Source organism: Rhodanobacter sp. UC4452_H20 (genome assembly GCF_052978205.1).
This window is the reverse complement of sequence record NZ_CM129662.1, coordinates 3,764,012-3,788,981: the sequence shown is the minus strand read 5'-3', so window position 1 is coordinate 3,788,981 and position 24,970 is coordinate 3,764,012. Positions and strand designations below refer to the sequence as shown.

Sequence of the window (24,970 nt, the reverse complement as noted above, 5' to 3'; positions counted from 1 at the left end):
ATGCGTGGACGCCATCCACGCGATGCCCGGCGAGGCCCCTCGCGGTCATCCTACGCCATTCGATCGAGGTGTACACCGGTGCCGGGACGACCATGCGTGGCTCCGCGGCGATGTTCCGGGCCGCTTTCCCGCGCGGGGAAAGCGGCCCGGGCGTCATGCGCCCCATCAGCGGGCAGGGTTGTAGGTCAGCTCCGCGTCGCGGCGGTCGATGTGCGACGATTCCTGTTCGATCGTGTCGCCGAGCGTCTTGCGCAGGTCGGTGGCGCCGTCCTTGCCGTACACGCTTTCGACCATCTTCCACAGGCTGGGATTGGCGTCGGCACCCAGCTCCGCCCAACTGGGCGAATAGCTCACCACCATGAAGTCGGGCGCGTCGGCGCCGCCGTCCATGACCCGCACGAAACGGTAGGAGTAGGCCCATTTCGATTTTGCGGCGGCCGCGGTGATCTTCTTCACTGCATCGGTGAACGCCTTGCCCTTGCCGTAGCCGGACTTCAGCTTGAAGTAGGTGATCTCCATGAGGTCGCCTGACATGCCTTTCGATGCGCTGTGGCTCATCTCGGCCTCCTCCTGGATGAAGACGCTGATCTCGCCCTTGAGGTGCGGATTCACCTCCTGCTGGAAGGTCGCGTCGCAGGCCTTGCCCTGCGTGCGCATCACGTCGAAATCCGCCCAGCTGACGGGGTCGGTGACATACGAATAGGCGTAGACGTCGCCGGTCTCATGGGTCAGTGCCGTCCAGGCGTACTTGAAGCCGTGCTCGGCCAGGCACTTGTTGTAGCTCTTGATGCCGGCGAGATACGCCTGCTGGCTCGCCGGTGCCACGGTGTCGGTGTAGATGCGCGAGACTTTCGCGGGCGCGTCCGCCGCGGCTGCGCCGCCCATGGCCAACAGCAAACCCGCAGACAACACACTCAGTGCAATGCCTTTCATGAGTCCTCCCCGCAGGGTCGAAAACCCTGCCCGCATGGTGTCGGGTCTCCCCCGCCACGCCTGTGGCGGCGGCCCAACCGCGCGAGTATGCGCGCGCCACCTGGCCGCCGGCGGGCGCGCGGCAGAAAATAAATTCCGGGAAACGGGTTCCTCGCCGAGCGTTGCTGGCGCGGAACATGCTACGCGGCGATGCTCGCCGCGGGAGGCTTACCCCCGCCCCTGCTCCACCAGGGTCAGCGCCACCTTGTCGCGCAGGTACACCGGCAAGGCCTGTTCCGGAGCCAGCACATGGCCGGCTTGGAACTCGCGCAGCGCCAGCTCGGCGACATGCGCCGCCTGCGGATAACGCAGCCCGTCGGCGGAATGCAGGGTGCCGCTGAGGCGCTGGCTGATCGCGGTGGCGTAGGTCGCCCAGCCCGTGCCGACCACCTGCCAGCTGGTGGCTTCCGGCAACACCAGCGTGTCGGCGGTGCAGATGCGTTCCTCGTCCAGCGCGAGCAGGCCACCGCTGCCGTCGCGGCGATAGCTGGCGGCGTAGATCTCGCCCATGCGCGCATCGATCACGGCGAGGATCGCGCTGCCCTCCTCTTCCGGCGCCTCCAGCGCCAGCGCGGCCAGCGAGGAAATGGTGACTACCGGGAGATCCAGCGCGAGGGCCATGCCCTGCGCCAGCGACACGGCCAGGCGCACGCCGGTGAACGCGCCGGGGCCGCGGCCCACCGCGATCGCGTCCAGTGCGTGGCGGCCGATACCGGCTTCGGCCAGCAGCGCGTCAGCCATCGGCAGCACCAGGTCGGTATGCCGGCGCGGCGCGATTTCGCTGCGGGCGATCAGTTCCTCGCCGTGGATCAGGGCGACGGAGCAGGCTTCGGTGGCGGTTTCGATCGCAAGCAGGTTCATGATCGCTCCATGATAGCGGCTGGCGGTTCGCCCGACGCAGGGCCGCAGGCATACCAGTCGATGCGTCGGGTCAGGAACATCATCAGGCCGACCACCGCCAGCAGCACCAGCGCGCCGACCAGCAGCGCGTACTGCTCGGCGGCGATCAACCCGTACAGCATCGCGTAGATCAGGCCGAGCACGCCGCCGAGCAGCGCGCCCGCGCGCCGCGCGCGCAGCACCGCCATCGCATAGCCGCCCACCAGCAGCACCACCGCCGTGGCGGCCAGGGCGTAGGCCGGGCCGAACCCGATCTGCTCGGACAACGCCAGCAACACCACGTAGAACGTGGCCAGCGCCGCGCCGACCAGCAGGTATTGCACCGGATGCACGCGCAGCTTCTTCAGCACCTCGAACAAGAAGAACGCCACGAAGGTCAGCGCGATGAACAGCAGCCCGTACTTCCCCGCACGCACGTTGCGCTGGTACACGTCCACCGGCTGGTACAGCTGCACGCCGAAGCTCGACGCCGCCAGCGCCGCGTCGATGTCCTCGCGATCGGTCCAGTGCTGGCCGTAGCTGCGGTTGAGGTCGAGCAGATGCCAGCGTGCGCTGAATCCGGTGGCGTCGATCCTGTGTTCCAGCGGCAGCGCCGCGCCGATGAAGCTGGGATCGTTCCACGGCGCGTGCATCTTGACGTCGGTGCTGCGCGCCAGCGGCAGCCATTGCAACGCCTCGGTGCCGGCGAGCTTCAAGGTGATCTGCACGTCGACCGGCTGGGCGCCCAGCGCATCCAGGTCGATCGGCACCACCACGTTCGGCCACGGGCCGAGCCGCTCGGCGGAGGATTCGAAGCGTGCCGGCTGGCCGTTGATGCGCAGCTCGCTCACTTCCTGCAGGCCGCGCAGGTCGGCCAGCGCCAACCGCAGCTCGGCCTTGCCGGCCCGCCACGGCGCATCGCTGGCGCGGCGGAACTGGGCCAGATCCTGCGCGCGGAACTGCGCAGCCAGCTTCACCGTGGCCACGTACACCGGCGCGCTGTAGATGCCGTAGCTGCGTGTGTCCACGCTCATCGCCACGTCCATCGCCAGCGTGTCGGCCAGGATGCTTTCGCTGCCGGCCTGCCACTGCGGCGTGGTGGCACCCGCCGGCGTCACCTCGCGCAGCGTCGGCACCACCAGCAGCGGCCCGCCCAGCACCTGCTTGCCGCCCCAACCCTGCGCGATCTGCGTGATCGCCGTCGTGCGCAGCTGCTGGCGCTCACTGACCAGGCCACGCACTTGCAGCAGCGGTATCGTCATCAGCAACGCCAGCAACCCGACCCCCAGCACCTTGGCGGTCACTGTCTGTGTCCACTTGCCCATCGCATTCGCTCCCCGTTGGCGGAGCGTCGATCACACCAGTGCGGGCGGCCTTGCAGCGGGCGACGGCGGGCGGGATGCGGGCCGAGTCATGGCATCGCGGGGGAGCCGGCAGCCACGATGGCGGCGCGCAACTGCCGATAGCCCTCGACCAGCCGTGGACCGGGCCGGCCAAGGTAGGCCTCGCTGATCGCATGGATGCGGTCGTGCTGCACTGCCGGCACCTCGGCCCAGTCCGGGCGCCCGCGCACCTTGTCGGCGCGGTAGTTCTCCACCTTCACGCCGCACCAGCTCATCACCACGATGTCGGGGCGCTCGGCCGCCGCGTCGGCATAGTGCAGCGGCACGCTGCGGGCATCCACCTCGCCCCACGGGTTGATGCCGCCGGCAAGGTGGATGATGTCGTTCACCCACGACTGCCGGGCCACCGCGATCACCGGCTTGGGCCACCATTCCACCAGCACGCGCGGACGCGCGCCGGGCACCTCCGCCGCCGGCATCGCCGCACGCATCGACGCCACCAGCGAGGCGCCGCGTTCGACCACGCCCAACGCGGCGGCGATGCGCCGGATGTCGTCGTACACGTCATCCAGTGATTGCGGATCGCACACCAGGGTGGCCAGCCCCGCCGCATGCAGCTCGGCGACCACCTGCTCGTGCCCCGGCACGGTCAGCGAACTCAGCACCATATCCGGTTCCAGCGCCTGCACCGCCTCCACGTCCAGATCCAGATCGCGCCCGGTACTGGGCAACCGCGCCACCACGTCGGGCGGGTAATCGGAATCGGCATCCACGCCAACCAGCTGGTCGGCGCAGCCCAGCGCGCAGACGATCTCGGTGTTGGAGCAGGTGTGGGAGAAGATGCGCATCGGCATGCCGGCCTCGGGAACTGCCGCAGTGTGGCGCAATGCCTGCTTGCGAGCCAAGGCGTGCCTGCCGGCCTTGCTCGGGCCGGGCTGGCTTCCGGCAGGCCGAAGGCGAACGAATCCATCGACAGCACGCTGCAGGTCATGCCGCCATCGGCCGGAAGCGATCGCCCGAACGTGCGCTGCGGGCGAATCTTGCGCCGCTGTCCCCGCGTGGCGATTCGCAATTTCCTGCATGTTTTTCTTGCGCCGGTGGCCGCCGATCGGGTGCGCCCGTGATGGCCCGGTGATATTCCGCGGGCCGCTCAAGCGCCTGCGGCCTTGCACGCGAGAGACGTATCGCCGGCGTTTGATGGACGTCAATATCGCGGGCATCCGATCGGCAAAGACTGCCCCCGTATCCAGCCATCACACTGGAATCGTGGGGAGCATGTCATGAACGCTTGCCGGAACAGCCTCATTGCGAGCCGGTTCACTGCCTTCGCCCGACCACCGCGCTGGATCGCGCTGATCGCGCTCGCATGGCTGGGGATACCCACCCCGGCATCGGCGGTGCCCTCGTACGCGCGGCAGACGCAGCAACCGTGCGTAGCCTGCCATGTGGGCGGCTTCGGGCCGGAGCTGACCCAGTTCGGGCGCCAGTTCAAGCTGATGGGCTACACCATGAAGGTCGGCGAGCAGACCGACGTGCCGCTTTCGGCGATGCTGGTGGAGTCGTTCACGCACACGCAGAAAGCCCAGGCGGAAGCTCCAGCCAAGGGCTTCGGCACCAACGACAACACCGAGCTGCAGCAGGCGTCGGTGTTTCTGGCCGGGCGGTTGAGCGAGCACACCGGCGTCTTCGCGCAGGCGACCTACTCCGAGAACGGCGGCCTGCTCGGCTGGGACAACGTGGACTGGCGCTATGCGCGCATGTTCAGCCATGGCAAACACAGCGGCATCTGGGGCATCTCGGTCAACAACAACCCCACCGTCAGCGACGTGTTCAACACCGCGCCGGCGTGGATGTACCCGTACATGTCGGCGGATCTGGCGCCCGGCGCCCCGGCTCAGCCGATGTTGTTCGGCGGCCTGGGCGGTCAGGTGATCGGCGCCAGCGCCTACGTGCAACTGGACGGCGCGTGGTACCTGGAGGCTGGCGGCTACCGCTCGCTGTCGCCGGCGTTCCTGCGGCACGTCAATGCCGGCTACGACGGCCGCCTGAGCGGGGTCACGCCATACACGCGGGTGGCCTACACGTGGAACCTGCCCACCGGCAGCCTCTCCCTCGGCGGGTTCATGCTGGACATGCGCCGCGGACTGGCTGGCCCGAACGCGGTCGGCGACGCGGTCGCGCTGCCCGGGCCGACCGACCGGTTCCGCGACTTCGGCGTGGATTCCAGCTACATGTACGCCAATGGCGACCACGTCGTCACCGTCGACGGGCTGTACGTCCACGAGAGCCAGCGCCTGGATGCCACCTACGGCGATGGCGGATCGGACCATCTGCACGACACGCTGCAGTCGCTCAACCTCAAGGGCAGCTACTGGTACCGCCACACCTACGGCGTGACCCTGGCGTCGTTCGTCGACAACGGCAGCAGGGACGTCACGCTCTACGGCAACGACGGCTCGCCGAACACCCAGGGCGAAAGCGTCGAGTTCGACTACCAGTCCGGCTCGTGGCATCAACCCTGGGCCAACGTGCGGCTGGGCCTGGAATACACCTGGTTCAACCGTTTCAGCGGGCGCGTGCACGGCGTCGACGGCGCAACGCGCAACGCCAGGGACAACGACACGCTCTACTGCTACGTCTGGCTGGCGATCTGAGCAGGTCGGCCCTGGCGAAAAACCCGGCCCCGGCTCACGGACTTGCCGGACAGGAGTCCGGCAAGCGCCAAGCGGGGCGGCCTTCTCTTCTGGCTGCGGTTCTCCTGGCCGCGCAAGAGAAAAGTGACTCGGTCGCCGAAGACGATCGACCGCTCTTCGCGTTGGGGTGTCACGAGCAAGAGCATCGCGCACAAGGTGCGCTCCTGCGGGCACGCGGGAACGCCCATGTCGGAAACCGCGATGGTGAACGTGATGTCCGCGACGGTGACGGAAAACTGCCGGGCAATGCCCGCGCTGCTCCGGGCGCATCCGGAGCCGCTGGATGTTTCCATCCCCTTAGACAGGCTCACACGATCCCCGTGCGCATGTTGATGGGCCAGGTCACCGGCCGTCGCGTTTCCGGATCGCCCCAGCGCGCGGCCAGCTCCGTCGAGAAACGCTCGATCAGCTGGCCATGGCCTTCCTTCACGGCATGTTTCACGGCCGACCAGGTCGCGATGTAGCCCATGAGCTCGCCGAGCGACCACGTTTTCCGTATCGCCATCGCGGGCGGCGGGAACTCCGCGAATGGAAAGTCGAGGTCCGCGTAGCCGCGGTCGACCAGCTGCCGTTCCGGCGGCCAGAAGCGGCCGATGCCCTCGCGGTAGAAGCGCAGGAAGCACGCATCCAGCTCCTCGTCCAGTTTCGGCACGCCGTAACTGACCAACGCCAGCAGGGCGCCGGGCCGGGCGATGCGCCGGACCTCGGCATGGAACGCGGGGAGGTCGAACCAATGGGCGGCTTGCGCGGCAGTCACCAGGCTCGCGCTGCGATCGGGCACGGGCAGGTGTTCGGCGGCGGCCTGGGCATACCGCACGCGTTCGCTGACTGGCGCGTGTGCGATCTGGTCGACGCTGGGATCGAGGCCGAGCACAGCGTCGAAGTGCGCACCGAGCTGCGCCGTCAACTGGCCGCTGCCACAGCCGACATCGACGGCAAGGCGGGTGTCGGGCGCGGCCTGCGCCAGGAAGGCGGCCAGCGCCGGAGGGTACTCCGGGCGGAATCTGGCGTAGTTCTGTCCACCGGCCTGGAACCAATTGGCGACGTGATCACCTCGTTCAACGGACATGCGTTTCTTCCGGGTTAGTGCATGGGCCTCGGCAGGCGCCTCGCAAATCCATGCTGCTCCAGCGCGTGCGCCATGTCTTCGCGCACGCGCAACCTAGGGTAGACGGTTTGTGTTTCCAGCGCGTGGATGACGTGCCTGAAGCCGAACCCGCGGGGCACAACCCCGTGCAGTCATCGCGCGTATCGCGCGGGTGACGCGCCACCCAGCGCATATCGAAACCGGGTCACCCCTGCCCCATGCGCCCGCGCCGTGCGGCGTCGCGGCGCAGGCGCGGCGCGCCCGCGCGGCATGCAAGGCCGTGGCACACGGCTTGCTCATCCATCGTCATGGCGGCATCGCGAATCCGATGCCGGCCATCGCCGTTCCGCGCGTCGCGATCGCACCGATGCCGCGGGACGGGCGCCACCACACACCTGTCTTCAGCCAAGGCTTCACGGAGATCACGATGGCCAGTCGCAACGAAAAGGAAAAACCGCTGGATCTGACAGTCACCTTTGTCGGACTCGATGATGGACAGCAGCCGCCGCGCTTTGCGGCGTACAAGGTGGACGTCAGCGGCCGCCCGATCAGGAAGCTGGGCAGTTACGACGGCAAGCTGTTGCGGCTGGACCCGGGCGAGGCCAGCGCGATCGCGTTCGGACCGGACGTCGAGGATTTCAGGACGCTGCCGACGGACAGCCTGGCGCGCTACCGCGTGGCGCAGCAGGTCGACCTGTGGCGCAAGCAGGGACTGGTGCTGGGGCCGGATATCTGGAACCGCTTCCACTTCCGTTTCCAGTGCGTCAGCGGCACCGTGAGCAAATGCCGGCCGTGGTTCTGGGACCTGCTCGACGATATCCGGCTGCAGCCGATGTATGCGCTGGCCCAGGTCGCGCGCATCAAGCCGATCACTGCGGAGCTGCGCCCGCATCTGCGCTTCCCGCTGCGTTGCGAGACATTGTGCGACGGCGTCGTGGAGATCTACGAACGCGAATGCTGTTGCCGCTGGTTCCGCATCCCGGACCTGCTGGACCGGTTGCGCGAGATTCTCGCGGTGCTGCCGATACCGCTGCCGGACCCGATCCCCGACCCGATCCCCGGGCCGGACCCGGCGCCCTTCGACCCGCGCTCGCTGCGTGCCGCGGCGCGCGACATCCAGCAGCGCAAGGCGGCGTTCGATCTTGCCGCCACGCCACCGGAAAACCTGCACCAGGATTTCCTGGCGCTGCGTGCGATGCCGGAAGATGCGGCGCGCGAGTACGTGCTGGCGCGCCCGTACCTGTACCCGATCTTCTGCCACTGTTCGGTGCGCAAGGTCGGCGAGACGATGATCCAGCCTGGTGGCCGTTTCGACCTGTGCTACCTGCGCCCGCCGTTCCACCTGGCGCGCGAGCATTGCGTCACGACCTACGCCTACCGCGTGCGGCAGATGATCAACGGCGCCTGGCACGTCGTCTACGACGGGCTGGCTGCACACCAGTATTTCGCCGCCGGCAGCACGGCGGACATCCACAGCTACGATCCGCAGGCGCGCGTCTGCGCCGACGGCCCGGGCGAGCCGCCGCCGAACGGCAACCTGCCGTTCGTGATGCTGGAGCACGTCGGCAGCTATGGCAGCTTCCACTTCAACTTCCCGGTGCAGACCGGGGTGTCGCAAGTCGGCGCGCTGGATGCCGACGACGGCACCTTCACCACCTCGTACGCGCCGGACTGCCCGTGGGGCGGCGGGCTGGGCCTGCGCCTGTGGTTCTCGCCGGAGCTGGAGCCGCTCGTGAAGTACTACCGGCTGAAGGTGTTTGCGCTGAGCGATGCCGGCACGCCGGTCGGTGCGCCGATCGTGCTGAACGACTCGGTCACCTGGGACAAGCTGGTGGACATTCCCGGCGACGTGGTGCGCGCACCGGAACTGCTGGGCCCGGCCACCGTCGGCGCGGAAAGCGACCTGTTCAAGGTGCCGTACTGGAGCTCTCCCGACCACCGCTACCTGAGCGGGCAGTTCCACCAGGGCTGGAACACGGCGCAAAGCCAGTTCCCCGACGGCAAGTACATGCTGGTCATCGAAGTGTTCGATGCCGCCGGCAACCGGGTGAAGCCGAACGGCGCAAGCGGGCCGGGCACGGCGCAACCGTTCGAATTCCGCCGCTGGATGTCCGCGGTGGATACCGACCCGGTGCCGTTCGCCGACGCGGCGCACGTGTTCTGGGTGGACAACACGCCGGTGGGCGGCGACATTGTCGACCTGCGCAAGAACGGCGTCGCCAACACCAGCCAGTGCCAGTTCATGACGGGCCCGGCGGCGAGCACCTTCGCCATCGGCTTCCGCGCCTACCACCTGCACGGCGTCGAGCACGCCGGCAACGGCGACGGCAATTCGTTCATGTGGCACTACGGCATCGGCTGGCAGCGAGGCCTGAACGGCAACAGCGGTGCGCTCGGCCCGGCACCGTCGGGCGGCAACAACCATACCGACGTCGGCGAGACCGGCGGCGCGGTGTCCTCCGGCAGCGAGACGTTCCAGACCATGCTGACCGACACCACGCAGGTGCCCAGCGTCGTGCTGAGCAAGTGCACCTTCAGCGTGACCCTGCACGTGTACGCCAAGCACTTCACCGGCAGCGGCCGCATCCAGGGTTACGACTATGCGGAGACGGCCTCGTTCGCACTGGAGATCACCAGCTGACGGCAGGCCAAATGGAGGCAACGGCATGGATGCCGCCGTTGTGGCTGCGCACAAGGTACTTGCGCGATATCGGCAAGCGCCTGGCGCGCAGCCTTCTTTTCGCTCCAGACGTCCGGCCCGCCACCCTTCAGGCCGGCTTTGCCATTTCGCGCCGCTGCCGCGACGCGACGGCAACCTCTCCCGGCCATACCGGATAGAAGGCGACCCGGCCGCCCCTGCAGGCGAAAACCCTTGCCTGCGGACCGCGAGCCTCGGCCTGGCAAGCACGGCCACGCTTTCGGCTATACCCTGCCCGGGCGTCGGGCGGCTTGAGCCGCCCGCGAGTTCCCAGGAGGCGCCGCGATGAGCCTGCAGCCGGAAGCACCCCGCCACGCCGCGGCGAAGACGCCGTCCGCGCTGCGCCGGATTCCGGCCGGCATCTGGGCACTGGGCATGGTCTCCATGCTGATGGACACCTCCTCGGAGATGATCCACGCGCTGCTGCCGGTGTACCTGGTCGGCGCGCTTGGTGCCTCGGCGCTCGCGGTCGGCGTGATCGAGGGCATCGCCGAATCCACCGCGGCGATCACCAAGGTGTTCTCCGGCGCGCTGTCGGACTGGCTCGGCCGGCGCAAGCTGCTGGTGGCGATCGGCTACGGGCTGGCCGCGTGCACCAAGCCGGTCTTTCCGCTGGCGAGCACGCTCGGCTGGGTGGTCGCGGCGCGCTTCGTGGATCGTGTCGGCAAGGGTATTCGTGGCGCGCCGCGCGATGCGCTGATCGCCGACCTGGCACCGGCCGAGTTGCGTGGCGCCTCGTTCGGTCTGCGCCAGTCGCTTGACACCACCGGCGCGTTCCTCGGCCCGGGGCTGGCGATCGCGTTGATGTGGCTGACCGCCGACAACATCCCGCTGGTGTTCTGGTTCGCGGTGGTGCCGGGCTTTGCCGCGTTCGCGCTGGTGGTGTTCGGCGTGCGCGACGCGCCGGGCGACCGGGAAAGCAGGCGGGCGCGTTCGCCGTTGTCGCGCACCGAGCTGGCACGTCTGCCGCCGCTGTACTGGGGCGTGGTGACGATCGCCGCGGTGTTCACCCTGGCCCGTTTCAGCGAGGCCTTCCTGGTGCTGCGCGCGCAGGAGCTGGGGCTGGGACTGGTGCTGATCCCGCTGGTGCTGGTGGTGTTGAACGTGGTGTATGCGCTCTCGTCCTATCCGGTCGGCGTGCTGGCCGACCGTTTCGACCACGGCACGCTGCTCGCGCTGGGCGTGCTGGTGCTGGTGTTGGCCGATCTCGCGCTGGCCTTCGTCGGCGGGTTGGCGGGGCTGGCGCTGGGCGTGGCGTTGTGGGGACTGCACATGGGCATGACCCAGGGCCTGCTGGCGGCGATGGTTGCCGACGCCGCGCCGGCCGATCTGCGCGGCACGGCGTACGGCATGTTCAACCTGGTCGGCGGGCTGGCCCTGCTGGCAGCCAGCGTGGTGGCCGGCGCGCTGTGGGACGCGTTCGGCTCGCGCGCCACCTTCCTCGCCGGTGCCGGTTTTGCCGTGATGGCGTTGCTGGCGCTGGTGCCGGTGGCGCGGCAGGTGCACAGGCATCGCCCGGCATCGCACTGAGCGACGCGCCAGCAGCGGGGTCCCGCCTCATGGAAGCTGCACCCGGACGCTCAACGAGCGCCGCCGGACGGATGCTCCGCGGGACGGCCGCGCAGCGCATGTCGCGTGCGCACCGAACTCGCATCGGCGTACCATCGCCGGGCTGATTGGGGGGCCGGCCGCGCCACGCGGGGATGGCCGTTTCGTCACTTGACCCGGGGAAATTCCATGAGCGGAGAATGGCGCAGTGCTGCGGCACAAACCTTTGTGGGCGGTCGAATCACGCAGGTGGACAGCTACTGGCCGGCGAATACATTGGCCGCCGACGTCTTCCAGCTCATCGACGACTGGGATCTGTGGGGCGAAGCGTTCGGCGGCAAGGCAAAGAAGATCAAGGATCGCTGGCGCACGATGCTGGTGCTGCGCAACGGCGTGAAGTCCGCCGGTGGCCTGGTGCGCAAGGTCGGCGGCGTGCTTGGCGGCAAGAGCGAGGCCGGGTTGGGAACGGACCTGCTCCAGGAGCTCAAGGCCAACGTGGTGACCCCGTTGCAGAACCTGGCCAACCAGGCGCCGCTGACGATCAATTTCAGCGCAACCGGCTGGTTCGGCACGGGGCCCGGCTTCGACGAATACATCACCATGTGGGATCGGCATACCACCGATGCGGCGCTGACCGCCAACCAGGACCCGAAAAACCCGGCCCATGTGCGGGCCAAGGCCGACCGTCACGCGCTGTACGGCCAGTTCGCCGACGGCAAGACCCAGGTGGGCGCTGCCGGCCTGGTGCTGCCGCACGTGAAGAAGCAGGGCGGCACCACGGCGCCGGCCACCATGCATTACTCCCCCAACCATGTGCGTGCGCCCGGGGCGGCGGCGGACTCCCAGGTATTTGCGGCGCTGAACTACGGCCGCCGAGTGCATGGCTCCAATACCGAGTACGGCAAAAGCGTGTTCGAGCTGGACGACGGCTTCAAGAAGGACGCGATCTACTTTGCGATGGACACCTTCACACCGGTCTCCAACGGCAGCGGCTTCAAGGCGAAGGGCGATCGCGGCAAGCTTTACCAGGTGAGCTTCAACACGTTCGGCGGCGCCATCCTGCTGGCGACCCGATCGCAGTACCAGGCCAACCCCAGCGCGACCCACCTGGCCAACGCCAAAGCCCTGGTGGCCGACTTGCTGGCCTCCGCACACAACGGCAATCCGCGGCCCGACAGCGCGGAGAACCACCTGCTGATCGAGGCACACATCTTCCGGCGGGTACGCATGGTCCCGGCGCAAGTGCGAGCCGTGCACATATCGCGCGGGGAATGCGGCGCCAACCTCAACGCCGTCCAGACCAACGCCGCGCAGTTCAGCCGGCGCACCGGGGTTCAGGTGGATTACATCGACTGAGTTGCCGCAGGCGAGCGAGCGCTCCTGCCCTCGAATGCAAAAACATCCCGACGCGACGAGGGCGCCCGCCTCCCGGCGGACGCCCTCGCAGGTGCCTCGCGGAACTTACAGGGCCGCGTTCAGCGCACTCACGATGCCGCTGCCGAAGCCGCTGGCGTAGTCCCAGCCGACCGTCGCCGTCTCACCGCCATTGCTGCCGGAGGTGACGTCGTGATAGCTGGCGGTGGATACGCTGTACAGGTGCGGCCCGGCGAAGCCCAGCGTCGGATGCGCCGCGAGCATGCGGGCCCAGGTGGCCGCGAACAGCGGTGCCGCCAGGCTGGTGCCGCCGTACTGCGCATTGCTGCCATTGACGATGATGATCGCACCGGAGTTGGGATCGGCGTCGAAGGCCACATCCGCCACGTCGCGGGTAGTGCCGCCGCCCTGGGTCTGCCAGCTCGGTTTCGGTTCGACCGTACTCGGGCTGCCGCCCGCGCCGCTCCACAGTGTCTCGCTCACCCAGCTGTTCGACGCGCCGGTGCTCAGCGACGTACCGCTCACCGCCACCACGTACGGCGAACTGGCCGGGTAGCTCGGCGTGGTGCCGGTCGGCTTCTTGGTGCATTCGTTCGAGCCGGAGTCGCCGGTCGAGATGGAGAACGTCTGGCCCTGCGCCACGCCCAGCGCGAGGATCTGGTCATCCGCCGCCATCGAGCCGTCCTGGTAGGCGCTGGTTTCGCATTCGCCGAGCGAGACGTTGACGACCTGTGCCTGGTTGTCGCTCACCGCCTTGTTGAACGCGGCGGTGAGATCGCTGTTGGAGAGCGAGTTGGCCGCGTAGAAGATCAGCTTGCCGACCCCGCCGGACATCGCGACGATGTCCTGGCTGTCCAGATCCCACTCGGGCGTGCCGCTGGTGTCGGTACCCGGCGTGCTCACCGTCACCACCTGCGTGTTCACTGCCGGCAGGCCGTTGGTGCTGGTGAACTGGTTGAGATCCTTCAGCGGCTGGGTCATGTCGCCATCGCTGATGATGCCCACCGTGACCGTGGAAGCGGTCGGGGTGCCGACCACGTTGTAGATGGTCGGAAACGCGGTGGGGTTGTGGCCGACCAGGGTCGCGCCGCCACCGCCGCCCGGCCGGCCCTTCTCCACGCGTCCCTGCGTCGAAGCCTTGGCCAGCATGGTGTGCGGATGCGTCACCGTCTGCAGGCCGCTCACCGACAGCACGACGTCGGCCAGTGCCGCCGGCACCTTGGCGTCGTCGATGTTGGCGTAGGCGGCGCGACCGTGCTCGTCAGTGGCCTTGACCAAGCGCGTGCCGAACGCGGCCCCCGCATTGCCGGCGGTACCGTCCGCCGAAACCAGCAGGCGGTTGGCCGATATGCTGACGTGACTGAAGCCGGCCTGGCTCAGGTAATCGGCCACGGCCTGCGCCTGCGCCTGGCTCGGCAGGAAGTTCGCGGCCACGTCGCTCGACTGCAGCTTGGCGCGGAACAGCGGGCTGGCCGGGTTGTGTGCGGCGGCGATGAAATCGTCGAGCGCACCCTTGTTCCGGATCTTCAGCGTCACCTGCACGTGCAGCGGCATGCTGGATGCCACCAGGCTGCTCATGTTCACCGACGCGGCCGGCACGTGCGCATGCGTGGCCGTCGTCTTCCACGTCGAGTCGACGCCGGCCGCCGCTGCGACCGTGGACGCCAGCGCCCAGATTGCCCCCATTGCCAGACACAGCGAAGTCTTCTTCATCTGCATGGTTGATCCCCGAGGTTGATGGTGCGAACAGAAAAATTCCGGTCATTGACGAATCGGAATCCCGTGACGCGGCCCTGGTCCCACCCAACGAATCCCTGGCCTCGCCAGTCCTCGACGCTAACACGCGGGGGGGGCGAATAATCCGTGCAGCCGTCAAAAAAACGCATGCAAGTGGTTGATTCGCAAAAGCTTGCGGAAACGCATGAAATCGCGACAGGCGGCGAGGCGGTCGAATCCGGCCTGCCGCACCTGGCCATCAGACCCGCCGATGACGGTCTGTCCTTCGGTGCCCGCAAATGCCGTTGCAGGCACCGCCGCTACTTGAGGTAGCTGCGCAACACCGCCAGTACCGGGAGGAGTTCGTCCTGCCGTTTGCTGCTGCCGCGGCCGGCCACGTGCGAGCGCAGATGGCCCTCCATCACCTGCAGGATCAACCCGTTGACCGCGCCGCGCACGGCTGCCAGCTGCTGCAGCACGGCGCCACATTCCGTGTCGCCTTCGATGGCGCGTTCGAGCGAGGCCAGCTGGCCGTTGATGCGGCGCACGCGGGCGACCAGCTTCCGGCGGTTTTCCTGGATGTGCGACACGGCGACTGCCTCTCGTCATATACTGCGGGGGAGTATATGACCAGAGCACGCAGCATGCCCGCCCCCGACGTCTCCGCATTCACCCACAGCCACCAGTTCAACCACGTCGACGCCAAGGCGGAGCGCAACACTCGGCGCGTGGTGTACATCACGGCGGCGATGATGGTGGTGGAGATCGCGGGCGGCTACTGGCTGAACTCGATGGCCCTGCTGGCCGACGGCTGGCACATGAGTTCGCATGCGCTGGCGATGGGACTTTCGGTGATGGCCTATGCGCTGGCCAGGCGCTACGCGAAGGACGGCCGCTTCGCCTTCGGCACCTGGAAGATCGAGATACTCGGCGGCTACAGCAGCGCCCTGCTGCTCGCCGTGGTTGCCGCGCTGATGATGGTGCAGTCGCTGGAGAGGCTGTTCGTGCCCGCCACGATCCACTACGACGACGCGATCCTGATCGCAGTGCTCGGCCTGGGCGTCAACCTTCTGTGCGCATGGCTGCTGAAGGGCGAGCACCCCCACGCGCACGGGCACGCGCATGGACACGATCACGGCCACGGGCACGACAACCATCATCATGACGTGAACCTGCGCGCGGCCTACCTGCACGTCATCGCGGACGCGGCAACTTCCGTGCTGGCCATCGTCGCGCTGGTCGGCGGCAAGCTATACGGTGCTGCCTGGCTCGATCCGGTGATGGGCATCGTCGGCTCGATCCTGGTCGCGCGCTGGGCGTTCGGCCTGCTGCGCGAGTCCGGCAAGATCCTGCTGGACGCCGAGATGGACCAGCCGGTGGTCGATGAAATCCGCGACGTGGTGCGCGATCAGTTCGCCACGGCGGCGGTCAGCGACCTGCACGTCTGGCGCGTCGGCCGCGACAGCTACGCCTGCATCCTCGGCCTGGTGGCCACCTCGGCGATCAGCGCCGAGGAAGTCCGCCGGCAGTTGGCCGTGCACGAGGAACTGGTGCACGTGACTGTCGAGGTCGCGGTGGCCTAGTGACGCTCTGATCTCGCACTCGCCACAACGTCGGTATGACGCGCCCGCCTGGGCAGCCGCTACCCGGGCGCGCCGAATCGATGGCGCCGGTCGCGGCTACGCGACCAGCGTCCCCTGGTGAAACACGATGACCCAGTCGTCGCCGTCGCGTCGCCAGATCGTGCTGCGCCGGCTGACGCGCTCGCCCTGTTCCAGCGTGTAGCTGAGCAGGTAGGTGTGCGCGCCGAGTTCGCGGCAGTGGAAGTCGCGGGTGATCCAGCTGTGTTCGGCGGGATCGGGGGTGCGGTGTTCCAGCACGTCGAGCACGCAGGCGCGGCTGTAGCACTGGCCGGAGGCGCCGATCTCGAAAAAGTCGGCAGCGGTCATGCGTTCGAAGTCGGCGCGCGTGCGACCGAACTCGGGGCGATGGAAGATCGGCTCGCGCTTGCGCAGGGCCTGCAGCACACCCAGCAGTTCCGGCGGCGTGACGGGATCGGGTTCGGGTTCGGGTTCGGCCGAAGGATGCATCGGCGGACTGTTCCTGCGCGAAAGGTCGGCTGATGGTATCGCCGCCTGCGTCCGCCGTTCCACGGCAAGGTCGCGCGTGGCGGCCTTGCCGCTGTGGTGCGGTCAAGCGTGCGTCTGGTCGAGCTTCTGCATCTTGAGCGCGCGCTGCACGCCGGGGTCGGCGCGCATGCGTCGCTCGAATGCCTGCAAGTTGGCGAGGCCGCCAAGGTCGACGTTCACCGCGTGGGTCCAGCGCAGGGTGACGAACAGGTAGGGGTCGGCAATGGAACGCTCGCCGGCCAGCCAGTCGCGTCCTTCCAGGTGCTTGTCCAGCCGCTCGAACCAGGTGCGCAGCTGCTGGCGCGCGGCGTCCTTGCTCTTCTCGATCATCGCCTCGTCGCCAAGGTAGCTGGTGGCGCCGAACAGCGGTTTGAACGCCGGGTGCACGTCGGAGTTGATCATTGCCAGCCAGCGGTTCACCTCGGCGCGGCCGCGCGGAGTAGGTTCGCCGCCCAGCTTTGCGGCGGGGAACTTGTCGGCAAGGTAGTTGAGGATGGCGGCGTTCTCGTTGAGCGCCCAGCCGTCGTCGACGAGGATCGGCACCTGGCCGTTCGGGTTCAATGCGCGGATCGCCGGGCTCGCCAGATCATTCTTCTGCAGCAGTTGCAATTCGTAGGGCTGGCCGATCCATTCGAGCACGATGTTGGCGCCCAGCGCGCACGAGCCGGAAAAACTGTAAAGCTTCATGGATGTCTCCTTGGGTGAAGCGGATGCCGCGTGGCAGACGCGGCGGAATGGCGTGCAGCAGCACGTCCTGTCCAGATGCCGGCGGCAGCGGCGAACTTCAAGCCGCCGTCGGGGCCTGGGCCGGCGGTTGCCACAGTTCGATGCGGGTGCCTTCGGGATCGGTGATCCAGCCGAAGCGGCCGAACTCGCTTTCGTCGACGCGCTCGTCCACCTGGACGCCATCGGCGCGCAATTGCGCCAGCAGCGCGTCGAGGTCGTCGACGCGGAAGTTGATCATGTACGACTGCGGGCCCGCGCCGAAGTAGCTGGTGTCGGCCGCGAACGGCGACCACAGCGTGTAGCCGGGCCGCTGTTCGTCCTCGTCGAAGCGCACGCCGCCCCATGCCTCGGCATCCAGGCCGAGATGTTTCGCGTACCACGCCGCGAGCGCGGCGGGATCGCGCGACTTGAAGAAGATGCCGCCCAGTCCGGTGACCTTGGCCATGTCGTTGTCCTGTCGCGTCGGATGTTCCGGCCCATCGTATACCGGCGCGTCACGTGCAGGGCGGGCGCTGCCCGCCGCTCCCCGGCCATGCAGATAAGGGGGGGAGTATCAACTAGGACAGGACAAGGAGCTCTCATTGCCTTCGTCCCCTTGTTCCTGTTCCGGAGAACCTCAAGCCGCCGCCGGCTCAGGTCTGCATCCTGACTGCCGGTTCGCGAAATGCGGGTCAACGAGCCGCGCCCTGTTCCCGTATCATCTGCGCCGCCCGCCTCGACCTCGGTACGAATGGAATCGGATGAAACGCAACAAGCTCGTCACGCTGGCAATCCTGCTCGCCGTTCCCCTCGCCGCGTGCATGCAACCGCAGGATGCCGGGGAAGCACCACCGGCAAACCCCGCCAACAGCCCTGACCTGTCGGAAGCCTGCAGTTCGGTCGATGCCGAAACCGGTGCGCTTGTTCCCTTTGCGCGCCTGATCCAGGTGCACGTGGAATTGCGCTACCGCGTCGACTACCTCGACGAATTCAACGACAACGACGGCACCGCAAGCAATCGAACCGAAATGCACGCGCTCGTCCAAGGCTCCGCAGACCTGCTCGCCTGTACATGGAAGGAGTTCGGCTACAACCAGTACATGTTCCATCCAGCGCGCGAAGAGGAACTGCCTCCCTTTCCCGCCCCTGCGTCCGGCACGGTGAGCCTGAAGGGCCTGCGCACCGGGCGTGCCGTGGTACACGGCGAAACCATCACCACGAAGGAAACCGTGCAGGCCAGCGGCAAGCTGCGGGGGGTCACGCTGTCCGTCCCGACCCGCGATGAAACCATGCCGGACGGCGACGGCACCTGCATTGAAGTGGGTTTTGATGCGCCGATGTCCGGCAACTGGACTCTCGATGTCGCAAGCACCGATGGCACTCGCAAGCATGAGGAGAGGTCGCCGGAGTCGCTGGAAGGCAGCGTCTATTCGGCCTTTGCCGTCAGAACCTACGACACCGGCGAATCCGAGTTCATCAATCATTCGCTGACGCTCTGCGATGGCCCGCGCAACCGGCCCGACCAGATGACGCAGGGTCTGCCCGCCGGCGGCATGACGATCAGTCCGGACGAGTCCGTGTGGACCCGCAGCGGCGAGTGGGTCGGCCACAACACGGTACCGGCCGAGCATCGCTACATCGACTTTTCCCTCAAGGTCGTGCCTCGAACCCTGCCATATCCGAATCCGTAGCTGCCCGGGGCAACACGGCGGCTGTCAGGGCGTGCCGGCAGCCAGCGCGGGTCTTCGGCCGGGTCTGTGAAGCAAAGGCTGGCGGGCGGCGCAGCCCTACGACGGCAGGTCGAAGAAGGCCTGCACGTCCGCCAGCTCGCGCGTGCGCGGCATCGGCGGCACGCTGGCGAGGAACAGCTTGCCGTAGCCCTTGCTGGTGAGGCGCGGGTCGCACAGCACCAGCACGCCGCGGTCGTGCACGCTGCGGATCAGGCGGCCGGCGCCCTGCTTCAGCGCGATCACGGCGCTGGGCACCTGCCAGCCCATGAACGGATTGATGCCGGATTGTTCCAGCGCGGCGAGGCGCGCCATCAGCACCGGATCGTCGGGCGCGGCGAACGGCAGCTTGTCGATCACCACCACGCTGAGCGCCTCGCCGACCACGTCGACGCCTTCCCAGAAACTGGCCGCACCGAGCAGCACGCCGTGCCCGCTGGCGCGGAACTCCTCCAGCAGTCGCGGCCGCGGCGCGCTGCCCTGCACGAACAGCGGCCACGGCACCTTGTCCTGCAGCAGCTCGGCGGCGCGGCGCAGTGCGCGGTGCGAGGTGAACAGCAGGAAGGCACGGCCGTTGGAGGCCTGCAGCACCGGCAGCACCGCCTCGATCACCTGCTCGGTGTAGTCGCGTGCGTTCGGGTCGGGAAGGCCAGCGGGCAGGTAGCACAGCGCCTGGTGCGCGTAATCGAACGGGCTGTCCAGGCACAGTGTCTGCGGCTCGTCCAGGCCGAGCTGGCGCGCGAAGTGGTCGAAGTTGCCGGCCACCGACAGCGTGGCCGAGGTGTGGATCCACGCCGCCTGGGTGCGTTCGCGCAGGCCGCGCATCGGCGCGGCGAGATCCAGCGGCGTGGCGTACAGCGCGAAGCCGCGCGGGAAGGTTTCGTACCAGCGCACGTCCTGGTCGCCATGCGTCTCGATGATGCGCTCCAGCCGCCCGCCGAACAGCGCGGCGCGTTCGTGCAGGTTGGCGAAGCCACGCGAGCGCTCGGCCTGCGAGGCGAGCAGCTCGGCCAGCGTGGCCAGCAGTTCGCCCAGTTCGTGCAGTGCGGCGCGCACCTCGGCGCGATCCTCCAGCAGCGCGAAGGCGCCGCGCGAGGGCAGCGGCTCCAGCGCCAGGCGCAGCTTGCGCAGCGCGTTCTGCAATGCCTCGACCGGTTCCAGCAGCAGGCCGATCGCGCCGGTGATACCGCTGCATTCGGTCAGCGTGTCCTGCGCCATGTCGGTCAGCTGGCGCGCGCTGACGCTCTGCGAGAAGAACTGGCCGGCGAGTTCGGGAATCTGGTGCGCCTCGTCGAGGATGAAGGCCGTCGCGCCGGGCAGGATCTCGCCGAAGCCTTCCTGCTTCAGCGCCAGGTCGGCGAACAGCAGGTGATGGTTGACCACCACCACGTCCGCCTCCATCGCCTCGCGGCGTGCCTTGAACACGTGGCAGTCGTCGTAGAAAGGGCACTCGACGCCGAGGCAGTTTTCCGCGGTGGAGGTGACGCGTGGCCACAGCGGCGACTCCTCCGGCACCTCGGCCAGTTCCATGCGGTCGCCACGGCGGGTGCGCGCCGACCAGGCGCGGATCGCGGCCAGCTGCGCGGCCTGCGCCGGCGCCAGGCTGCCGCCATCGCGCACGGTCTGGTCGAGCCGGTACAGGCAGAGATAATTCGCGCGACCCTTCAGCAGCGCCGTCTTCAGGCGTGCGCCCAGCACCGAGCGCACCTTCGGCAGGTCACGGAAGTACAGCTGGTCCTGCAGCGACTTGGTGCCGGTGGAGATGATCACGCGCTCGCCCGACAGCAGTGCCGGCACCAGGTAGGCGTAGGTCTTGCCGGTGCCGGTGCCGGCCTCGGCAACCAGCGTGTCGCGCCCGGCGATGGCCTGCTGCACTGCCCGCGCCATCGCCTGCTGGGCCAGCCGCGGCGCGAAGTTCGGCAGCTCGCGGGCGAACGGGCCGTCGGCACCGAGCAAGGCGCCGACGTCGTCGTCGGACACGGTGTCGTCGGGAGCGATCATCCGCCGATTATGGCCGAGCGACCGCCGTCGACAAAGCGGCGCGGGAACCGCGACGGTGGCCGGCGCATCCACTGGCATGCCACCCGCCCGCCACTCCAAGGAGGCAGCCGTGAGACTGTTCGCACCCGAAACCGCACCCGTACTCGACCTGGTCGACATCCACGGCCAGGCCATCGCGACCAGCCAACCCGGTCGGCTTACCCTGCTCTCGTTTTTCCGTGATGCGGCCTGCCCGTTCTGCAATTTCCGCATCTACGAGCTGACCCAGCGGCACCAGGAATTGTCCGAGCGCGGGCTGGACGTGGTGGCGGTGTTCAGCGCCTCGCAAGCCGAGGTGCTGCGCTTCGCCGGCCACCGCCCGCGGCCGTTTCCGCTGGCGGCCGATCCCACCTCGCGTGCGCACGAGGTCTACGGCATCGAGCGTTCGCTGTGGCGCAAGTTCAAGGCGATCGTGACGCGGGTGCCGACCCTGATCCGCGGCCTGCGCCTGGTCGGTTTCGCCGGCCTCAACACCGGCAACCTGATGCCGGCGGATTTCCTGATCGACGGCCGCGGCCGCATCGTGGAGGCCTACTACGGCCGCGACGCCGGCGACCGGATTCCGCTGCAGCGGGTCGAAAGCCTGCTGCGGCAGGATCGCAGCCGCCGCGCGGCGTAGCCCGGGGCCACTGGCGAGAAGCCGCGGCTGGATTCACCATGCGCCCACCATCGCCGGAGGAGTGCGTCGTGACGACCGAACTTTGCATGCTGCTGTGGAGTGTGGTGCTGGGGCTGGTGCAGATCGCCCTGGCGGCGAGCTGTTCGATCGGCCAGCGCGGGCTCGGCTGGATCGCCAGCGCGCGCGACGAGGTGAAGCCGCCGCTGACCGGCGTCGGCGGACGACTCGATCGTGCCCGCGCGAACTTCCTGGAAACCTTTCCGCTGTTCGCCGCCGCGGTGCTGGCCGCGCAGGTGATGCAGCAGCACGACCCGCTCACCGTGCTCGGTGCGCAACTTTATTTCTGGGCACGCGTGCTCTACGTGCCGGTGTATGCCGCCGGCATTCCCTACCTGCGCACGCTGGTCTGGGCGGTGAGCCTCGCCGGCATCGTGTTGTTGCTGGTGGCGCTGCTCTGAGCGGCCGGGGCCCCGCCGCTCAATACCGGGGCACACCCGCCTTGCGGCACTGCTGCACCCACTTGCGCGCGGTCGACGCGCCGACCGTGTCGTTCGCCTGCAAGCGGGTCTCGACGATGGTCTGCCAGTTGCGCGCGCACAGCGGACCAAGGCGCGGGCCCAGCGTCCACGACTTGTGCGCCAGCTTTTCGGCGCGCACGAAATTCTTCAGCCGGATCGCGATCTCGGCGCGCTCCTGCAGCAGGTCGGGCGCATCGGGGCTGATCTGCAGCGCCTTGTCCAGCGTGGCGGCGGCGGCAGTGTAGTTGCCGCTGCGTTCGTCCTGTTCCGCCTGGACCATCAGCGCATCCACGGCCGGGTCGCGCAGCGGCTTCACGTCGATGACCGAATCGTCGTGCGCGCCGGCGGCACGGATCGCCGCCACCGCGTCATGCTCCGGCACGGCCGCCGGCGCTGGTGCCGGCGCGGAACGAAACAAGCTGCAGCCGGCCAGGGTGGCAAGCAGCGCCGACAGCAGCAGCGGCGCGAGGCGTCGGGAAGTCATGGGCATGGTCACGGCGTGGTGGTCGAGGGAGCGGGGGTGGCGGTGTCGCCGCCGAACAGGCTTTGCCAGAAGCAGCCCTCGGCATCGGCCGGCAGGCTGCCGGCGACCACCGGCACCTGCTGCGCGCCCTGGCATTGCGGCTCGGTGCGGCGGCCATCGGCGGGGTTGATCCAGGCCATTTCCAGGCCCGGTCCCGGCGCGGCGGACAATGGCGTGGTGGGCAGCTTGGCGAACAGGTCGCGCCAGGCGCGCAAGCCGCCGCTGGCGCCGAACAGCGTGGTCGGCTTGTTGTCGTCGCGGCCCATCCAGAACACCGCCAGGTGGTCGCCGGTGAAGCCGGCGAACCAGCTGTCGCGCATGTCGTTGCTGGTGCCGGTCTTGCCGGCGGCGTGCAGCGAGGCCAGCGCGGAGTTGCCGATCGCGCTGGCGGTGCCGTACTCGGCCACCTGCTGCATTGCCCAGGTGGTCAGCCGCACCGCCTCCTGGTATTCGCCGGGACCGGGCTGCACCTGGTAGCGCTTGATCGTGCGGCCGCTGCCGTCGAGCACGCCGCGCACCGCCAGCAGCGGCAAGGCGTGACCATCCGCCGCCAGATACTGATAGAGCTGCGCCACCTGCAGCGGAGACAGGTCCAGCGCGCCGATCAGCAGCGAGGGGCTGGGATTGACGTCGGTGAGCCCGAACGATTCGAGGAACGCACGGATACGCGGCAAGCCCACCGCCATGCCGAGATGGATCGTGGCGAGGTTCCACGAATGCGCCAGCGCATCGACCATGATCAGCGGGTCATGGCTGCGGTGGTCGTCGTTCTGCGGCGTCCACATGCTGCCGTTGGGCTGGCGCATGCTGATCGGGCTGTCGTCCATCATGCTGGCCAGGTTCCAGCGCTCGGGCTGGGTCAGCGCGACCAGGTAGACGAACGGCTTGATCGTGGAGCCGATCTGCCGGCGGATGTCCAGCGCGCGGTTGAAACCCGGCTCGCCCGGATTGCGGTTGCCGACCACGGCAAGCACGCTGCCGGTGTGCGCATCGGTCACCACCGCCGCCGCCTGCACGCCGTCGCCGCGCTTGCCCAGGCCCTTGAGCGAACTGGTGATCGCCTGCTCGGTGTACAGCTGCGCGGCCGGGTCCAGCGTGGTGAAGATCGACAGGTTGCCTTCGCGCAACGCCTTCTCGTCGAAGTCGGTGGTGATCTGCTTGCGCACCAGATCCATGAACGCGGGGAAGCGGTTGTGCGGCAGCTGGCCGTTCTTGATCACGTCCAGCGGCGCAGCCTGGCCCGCATTGAGCTGCGCGGCGCTGATCAGGCCGGTGTCGAAGAACTCCTGCAGCACCAGGTTGCGCCGCGCCAGGGCGCGCTTGGGTGCGCGGCGCGGGTCGTAGTAGCTCGGCCCCTTCACCAGGCCGACCAGCAAGGCGATCTCCTGCGGCCGCAGCTCCTGCAGCCGGCGCCCGAAATAGAACTCCGACGCGGCGCCGAAACCGTGCACCGCCTGCGCCCCCTGCTGGCCCAGGAACACGTCGTTGACGTAGGCCTCCAGGATGCGCCCCTTGCTGTAGTGCGCCTCCAGCAGCAGCGACATCAGCGCCTCGTTGATCTTGCGCGTCAAGGTCTGGTCGCGGCTCAGGAACAGGTTGCGCACCAGCTGCTGGGTCAGCGTGGAACCACCCTGCACGGTGTGGCCGGCACGCAGGTTGGCCAGCGCCGCGCGCGCGATCGCGCCGAAGTCGATGCCGATGTTGTTCTTGAAATTGCGGTCCTCGACCGACTGCAGGCCCTTGACCAGCAGCGGCGGCACGTCGCGCAACTGCACGAAGCGTCGCTCCTCCTGGCTGGCGCCGTACAGCGTGGCGATGCGCGCCGGGTCGAGATGGGTCTGCTTGATCGGCTGCTTGTCCGCCGCGGTGTGCACCGAGGCCACCTCGCCGCCGCCCAGGGTCACCACGATGCGCTTGGGCAACTCGCCGCCGTCGGGGCCGGCGTAGCCACGCGAGGAGATCGTGTAGCGGCTGCCCTGCTTCATCCAGCTGCCGGGCACCTGGCCCTTGCCGTCGTGGCTGTAGCCGGCGAAGGTCAGTTCCAGTTCCAGCGCGGCGCTGGTCATCGGCTCGCCGGCCTGCAGCGGCAGCGGCCGCGCATACACCCGCGTGGGCACCGCGAACACCAGGTCGTTGAAACGATCCTGCACGCGCTTGTTGAGCACCAGCACGTACGGCAACACGAAACCGACCAGCAGGCCCAGGCCGATCCAGCACGGAATGCGCAGCCACGGCCAGCTGCGGCGGGCGAGGGAACGGGTACGGTCGAGGAAGCTCAAGGGCGGCGGAATCCGGCGATCAGGTTTCCCGATGATAGGGCGTGCATCCCGGCGCGCCCATGAACGCCGCGGCGGTTTTGCGGGCAATTCCCGGGCATGTGGATGGTAGGGCGGGCACTG

23 protein-coding genes are annotated in these 24,970 nt (G+C 68.4%); 9 read left to right on the top strand and 14 right to left on the bottom strand.

Features of this window, described 5'->3' with window-relative positions; genetic code table 11:
- Positions 1-165: 165 nt before the first annotated feature.
- The 4 genes from ACVCMC_RS17245 to ACVCMC_RS17230 all read right to left on the bottom strand — a co-directional run bounded on the left by ACVCMC_RS17245 (position 166) and on the right by ACVCMC_RS17230 (position 4,048).
- The gene (locus tag ACVCMC_RS17245) at positions 166-933 is read right to left on the bottom strand and encodes a hypothetical protein (protein WP_447098201.1); all 768 of its coding nucleotides are present in this window, start codon (positions 931-933) and stop codon (positions 166-168) included.
- Between the two features lie 207 nt (positions 934-1,140).
- On the bottom strand, positions 1,141-1,833 hold the full coding sequence (gene tsaB / locus ACVCMC_RS17240) for a tRNA (adenosine(37)-N6)-threonylcarbamoyltransferase complex dimerization subunit type 1 TsaB (RefSeq protein ID WP_447098200.1): 693 nt from the start codon (positions 1,831-1,833) through the stop codon (positions 1,141-1,143).
- Positions 1,830-3,176 (bottom strand): cell envelope integrity protein CreD, encoded by a 1,347-nt coding sequence (creD, locus tag ACVCMC_RS17235; protein ID WP_447098199.1) that lies wholly within the window; start codon positions 3,174-3,176, stop codon positions 1,830-1,832. Before creD ends, tsaB begins: the two co-directional genes overlap by 4 nt.
- Before the next feature lie 86 nt (positions 3,177-3,262).
- Positions 3,263-4,048 carry an ABC transporter substrate-binding protein gene (locus tag ACVCMC_RS17230; protein ID WP_447098198.1) on the bottom strand — a complete coding sequence of 262 codons (786 nt, stop codon included), beginning with the start codon at positions 4,046-4,048 and terminating at the stop codon, positions 3,263-3,265.
- A 24-nt stretch (positions 4,049-4,072) separates the two neighbouring features.
- On the opposite strand from ACVCMC_RS17230, the gene ACVCMC_RS17225 reads away from it, so the two are divergent.
- Together ACVCMC_RS17225 and ACVCMC_RS17220 are read left to right on the top strand one after the other, a co-directional pair.
- Positions 4,073-4,318 carry a hypothetical protein gene (locus ACVCMC_RS17225; protein ID WP_447098197.1) on the top strand — a complete coding sequence of 82 codons (246 nt, stop codon included), beginning with the start codon at positions 4,073-4,075 and terminating at the stop codon, positions 4,316-4,318.
- 156 nt (positions 4,319-4,474) lie between these two features.
- Positions 4,475-5,848 carry a cytochrome C gene (locus ACVCMC_RS17220; RefSeq protein WP_447098196.1) on the top strand — a complete coding sequence of 458 codons (1,374 nt, stop codon included), beginning with the start codon at positions 4,475-4,477 and terminating at the stop codon, positions 5,846-5,848.
- Here ACVCMC_RS17220 and ACVCMC_RS17215 read toward each other — a convergent pair.
- Entirely contained in the window at positions 5,827-6,180 is a 354-nt protein-coding gene (locus ACVCMC_RS17215) for a hypothetical protein (RefSeq protein WP_447098195.1), read from the bottom strand. The genes ACVCMC_RS17220 and ACVCMC_RS17215 overlap by 22 nt on opposite strands.
- A 14-nt stretch (positions 6,181-6,194) precedes the next feature.
- Positions 6,195-6,956, bottom strand: a complete 762-nt coding sequence (locus tag ACVCMC_RS17210; protein WP_447098194.1) for a class I SAM-dependent methyltransferase — start codon at positions 6,954-6,956, stop codon at positions 6,195-6,197.
- Positions 6,957-7,401: 445 nt separating this feature from the next.
- Between ACVCMC_RS17210 and ACVCMC_RS17205 the strand changes: the two genes are divergently transcribed.
- The 3 genes from ACVCMC_RS17205 (at position 7,402) to ACVCMC_RS17195 (ending at position 12,576) form a co-directional block, all read left to right on the top strand.
- Positions 7,402-9,615 (top strand): hypothetical protein, encoded by a 2,214-nt coding sequence (locus ACVCMC_RS17205; protein WP_447098193.1) that lies wholly within the window; start codon positions 7,402-7,404, stop codon positions 9,613-9,615.
- A 342-nt stretch (positions 9,616-9,957) separates the two neighbouring features.
- Positions 9,958-11,202: an MFS transporter gene (locus tag ACVCMC_RS17200; RefSeq protein ID WP_447098192.1), complete on the top strand. Its 1,245-nt coding sequence runs from the start codon at positions 9,958-9,960 to the stop codon at positions 11,200-11,202.
- 207 nt (positions 11,203-11,409) lie between these two features.
- A complete protein-coding gene (locus ACVCMC_RS17195; RefSeq protein WP_447098191.1) occupies positions 11,410-12,576 on the top strand; it encodes a hypothetical protein in 1,167 nt (388 codons plus the stop codon).
- A 105-nt stretch (positions 12,577-12,681) separates the two neighbouring features.
- On the opposite strand, the gene ACVCMC_RS17190 is transcribed toward ACVCMC_RS17195, so the two are convergent.
- Together ACVCMC_RS17190 and ACVCMC_RS17185 are read right to left on the bottom strand one after the other, a co-directional pair.
- Complete coding sequence (locus ACVCMC_RS17190; protein WP_447098190.1) at positions 12,682-14,313, bottom strand: S53 family peptidase; 1,632 nt, start codon at positions 14,311-14,313, stop codon at positions 12,682-12,684.
- A 317-nt stretch (positions 14,314-14,630) separates the two neighbouring features.
- The gene (locus tag ACVCMC_RS17185) at positions 14,631-14,900 is read right to left on the bottom strand and encodes a metal/formaldehyde-sensitive transcriptional repressor (protein WP_395120057.1); all 270 of its coding nucleotides are present in this window, start codon (positions 14,898-14,900) and stop codon (positions 14,631-14,633) included.
- Positions 14,901-14,954: 54 nt separating this feature from the next.
- Here ACVCMC_RS17185 and dmeF point away from each other — a divergent pair, with 54 nt between their 5' ends.
- Positions 14,955-15,893, top strand: coding sequence for a CDF family Co(II)/Ni(II) efflux transporter DmeF (gene dmeF / locus ACVCMC_RS17180; protein WP_447099529.1), 939 nt, complete (start codon positions 14,955-14,957; stop codon positions 15,891-15,893).
- A 96-nt stretch (positions 15,894-15,989) separates the two neighbouring features.
- On the opposite strand, the gene ACVCMC_RS17175 is transcribed toward dmeF, so the two are convergent.
- From ACVCMC_RS17175 to ACVCMC_RS17165, 3 genes are all read right to left on the bottom strand, one after another.
- Positions 15,990-16,400 (bottom strand): nuclear transport factor 2 family protein, encoded by a 411-nt coding sequence (locus ACVCMC_RS17175; RefSeq protein ID WP_447098189.1) that lies wholly within the window; start codon positions 16,398-16,400, stop codon positions 15,990-15,992.
- A 102-nt stretch (positions 16,401-16,502) separates the two neighbouring features.
- The gene (locus tag ACVCMC_RS17170) at positions 16,503-17,126 is read right to left on the bottom strand and encodes a glutathione S-transferase family protein (RefSeq protein WP_447098188.1); all 624 of its coding nucleotides are present in this window, start codon (positions 17,124-17,126) and stop codon (positions 16,503-16,505) included.
- A 97-nt stretch (positions 17,127-17,223) separates the two neighbouring features.
- The gene (locus ACVCMC_RS17165; RefSeq protein ID WP_447098187.1) at positions 17,224-17,610 is read right to left on the bottom strand and encodes a VOC family protein; all 387 of its coding nucleotides are present in this window, start codon (positions 17,608-17,610) and stop codon (positions 17,224-17,226) included.
- Positions 17,611-17,905: 295 nt separating this feature from the next.
- Between ACVCMC_RS17165 and ACVCMC_RS17160 the strand changes: the two genes are divergently transcribed.
- Complete coding sequence (locus tag ACVCMC_RS17160) at positions 17,906-18,835, top strand: hypothetical protein (protein WP_447098186.1); 930 nt, start codon at positions 17,906-17,908, stop codon at positions 18,833-18,835.
- A 96-nt stretch (positions 18,836-18,931) separates the two neighbouring features.
- Here ACVCMC_RS17160 and ACVCMC_RS17155 read toward each other — a convergent pair whose 3' ends face one another.
- Positions 18,932-20,872 carry an ATP-dependent DNA helicase gene (locus ACVCMC_RS17155; protein ID WP_447098185.1) on the bottom strand — a complete coding sequence of 647 codons (1,941 nt, stop codon included), beginning with the start codon at positions 20,870-20,872 and terminating at the stop codon, positions 18,932-18,934.
- Positions 20,873-20,981: 109 nt separating this feature from the next.
- On the opposite strand from ACVCMC_RS17155, the gene ACVCMC_RS17150 reads away from it, so the two are divergent.
- Together ACVCMC_RS17150 and ACVCMC_RS17145 are read left to right on the top strand one after the other, a co-directional pair.
- Positions 20,982-21,530 (top strand): redoxin domain-containing protein, encoded by a 549-nt coding sequence (locus ACVCMC_RS17150; protein WP_395120063.1) that lies wholly within the window; start codon positions 20,982-20,984, stop codon positions 21,528-21,530.
- Positions 21,531-21,598: 68 nt separating this feature from the next.
- Positions 21,599-21,988: an MAPEG family protein gene (locus tag ACVCMC_RS17145; RefSeq protein ID WP_395120064.1), complete on the top strand. Its 390-nt coding sequence runs from the start codon at positions 21,599-21,601 to the stop codon at positions 21,986-21,988.
- Between the two features lie 19 nt (positions 21,989-22,007).
- Here the strand turns inward: ACVCMC_RS17145 and ACVCMC_RS17140 are convergent, their stop codons facing one another.
- Positions 22,008-22,538, bottom strand: coding sequence for a tetratricopeptide repeat protein (locus ACVCMC_RS17140; RefSeq protein ID WP_447098184.1), 531 nt, complete (start codon positions 22,536-22,538; stop codon positions 22,008-22,010).
- Between the two features lie 2 nt (positions 22,539-22,540).
- Positions 22,541-24,850 carry a penicillin-binding protein 1B gene (gene mrcB / locus ACVCMC_RS17135; RefSeq protein ID WP_447098183.1) on the bottom strand — a complete coding sequence of 770 codons (2,310 nt, stop codon included), beginning with the start codon at positions 24,848-24,850 and terminating at the stop codon, positions 22,541-22,543.
- Positions 24,851-24,970: the final 120 nt, after the last annotated feature.

Bases quoted from the DNA above. Each gene is read 5' to 3' on its own strand.
- ACVCMC_RS17220 (WP_447098196.1), top strand. From the start codon at position 4,475: ATGAACGCTTGCCGGAACAGCCTCATTGCGAGCCGGTTCACTGCCTTC.
- ACVCMC_RS17245 (WP_447098201.1), bottom strand. From the start codon at position 933: ATGAAAGGCATTGCACTGAGTGTGTTGTCTGCGGGTTTGCTGTTGGCC.
- ACVCMC_RS17230 (WP_447098198.1), bottom strand. From the start codon at position 4,048: ATGCCGATGCGCATCTTCTCCCACACCTGCTCCAACACCGAGATCGTC.
- ACVCMC_RS17200 (WP_447098192.1), top strand. From the start codon at position 9,958: ATGAGCCTGCAGCCGGAAGCACCCCGCCACGCCGCGGCGAAGACGCCG.
- ACVCMC_RS17165 (WP_447098187.1), bottom strand. From the start codon at position 17,610: ATGGCCAAGGTCACCGGACTGGGCGGCATCTTCTTCAAGTCGCGCGAT.
- dmeF (WP_447099529.1), top strand. From the start codon at position 14,955: ATGCCCGCCCCCGACGTCTCCGCATTCACCCACAGCCACCAGTTCAAC.
- ACVCMC_RS17210 (WP_447098194.1), bottom strand. From the start codon at position 6,956: ATGTCCGTTGAACGAGGTGATCACGTCGCCAATTGGTTCCAGGCCGGT.
- ACVCMC_RS17170 (WP_447098188.1), bottom strand. From the start codon at position 17,126: ATGAAGCTTTACAGTTTTTCCGGCTCGTGCGCGCTGGGCGCCAACATC.
- ACVCMC_RS17160 (WP_447098186.1), top strand. From the start codon at position 17,906: ATGAAACGCAACAAGCTCGTCACGCTGGCAATCCTGCTCGCCGTTCCC.
- creD (WP_447098199.1), bottom strand. From the start codon at position 3,176: ATGGGCAAGTGGACACAGACAGTGACCGCCAAGGTGCTGGGGGTCGGG.
- ACVCMC_RS17140 (WP_447098184.1), bottom strand. From the start codon at position 22,538: ATGCCCATGACTTCCCGACGCCTCGCGCCGCTGCTGCTGTCGGCGCTG.
- ACVCMC_RS17205 (WP_447098193.1), top strand. From the start codon at position 7,402: ATGGCCAGTCGCAACGAAAAGGAAAAACCGCTGGATCTGACAGTCACC.
- ACVCMC_RS17175 (WP_447098189.1), bottom strand. From the start codon at position 16,400: ATGCATCCTTCGGCCGAACCCGAACCCGAACCCGATCCCGTCACGCCG.
- ACVCMC_RS17195 (WP_447098191.1), top strand. From the start codon at position 11,410: ATGAGCGGAGAATGGCGCAGTGCTGCGGCACAAACCTTTGTGGGCGGT.
- tsaB (WP_447098200.1), bottom strand. From the start codon at position 1,833: ATGAACCTGCTTGCGATCGAAACCGCCACCGAAGCCTGCTCCGTCGCC.
- ACVCMC_RS17215 (WP_447098195.1), bottom strand. From the start codon at position 6,180: ATGGAAACATCCAGCGGCTCCGGATGCGCCCGGAGCAGCGCGGGCATT.
- ACVCMC_RS17190 (WP_447098190.1), bottom strand. From the start codon at position 14,313: ATGCAGATGAAGAAGACTTCGCTGTGTCTGGCAATGGGGGCAATCTGG.
- ACVCMC_RS17155 (WP_447098185.1), bottom strand. From the start codon at position 20,872: ATGATCGCTCCCGACGACACCGTGTCCGACGACGACGTCGGCGCCTTG.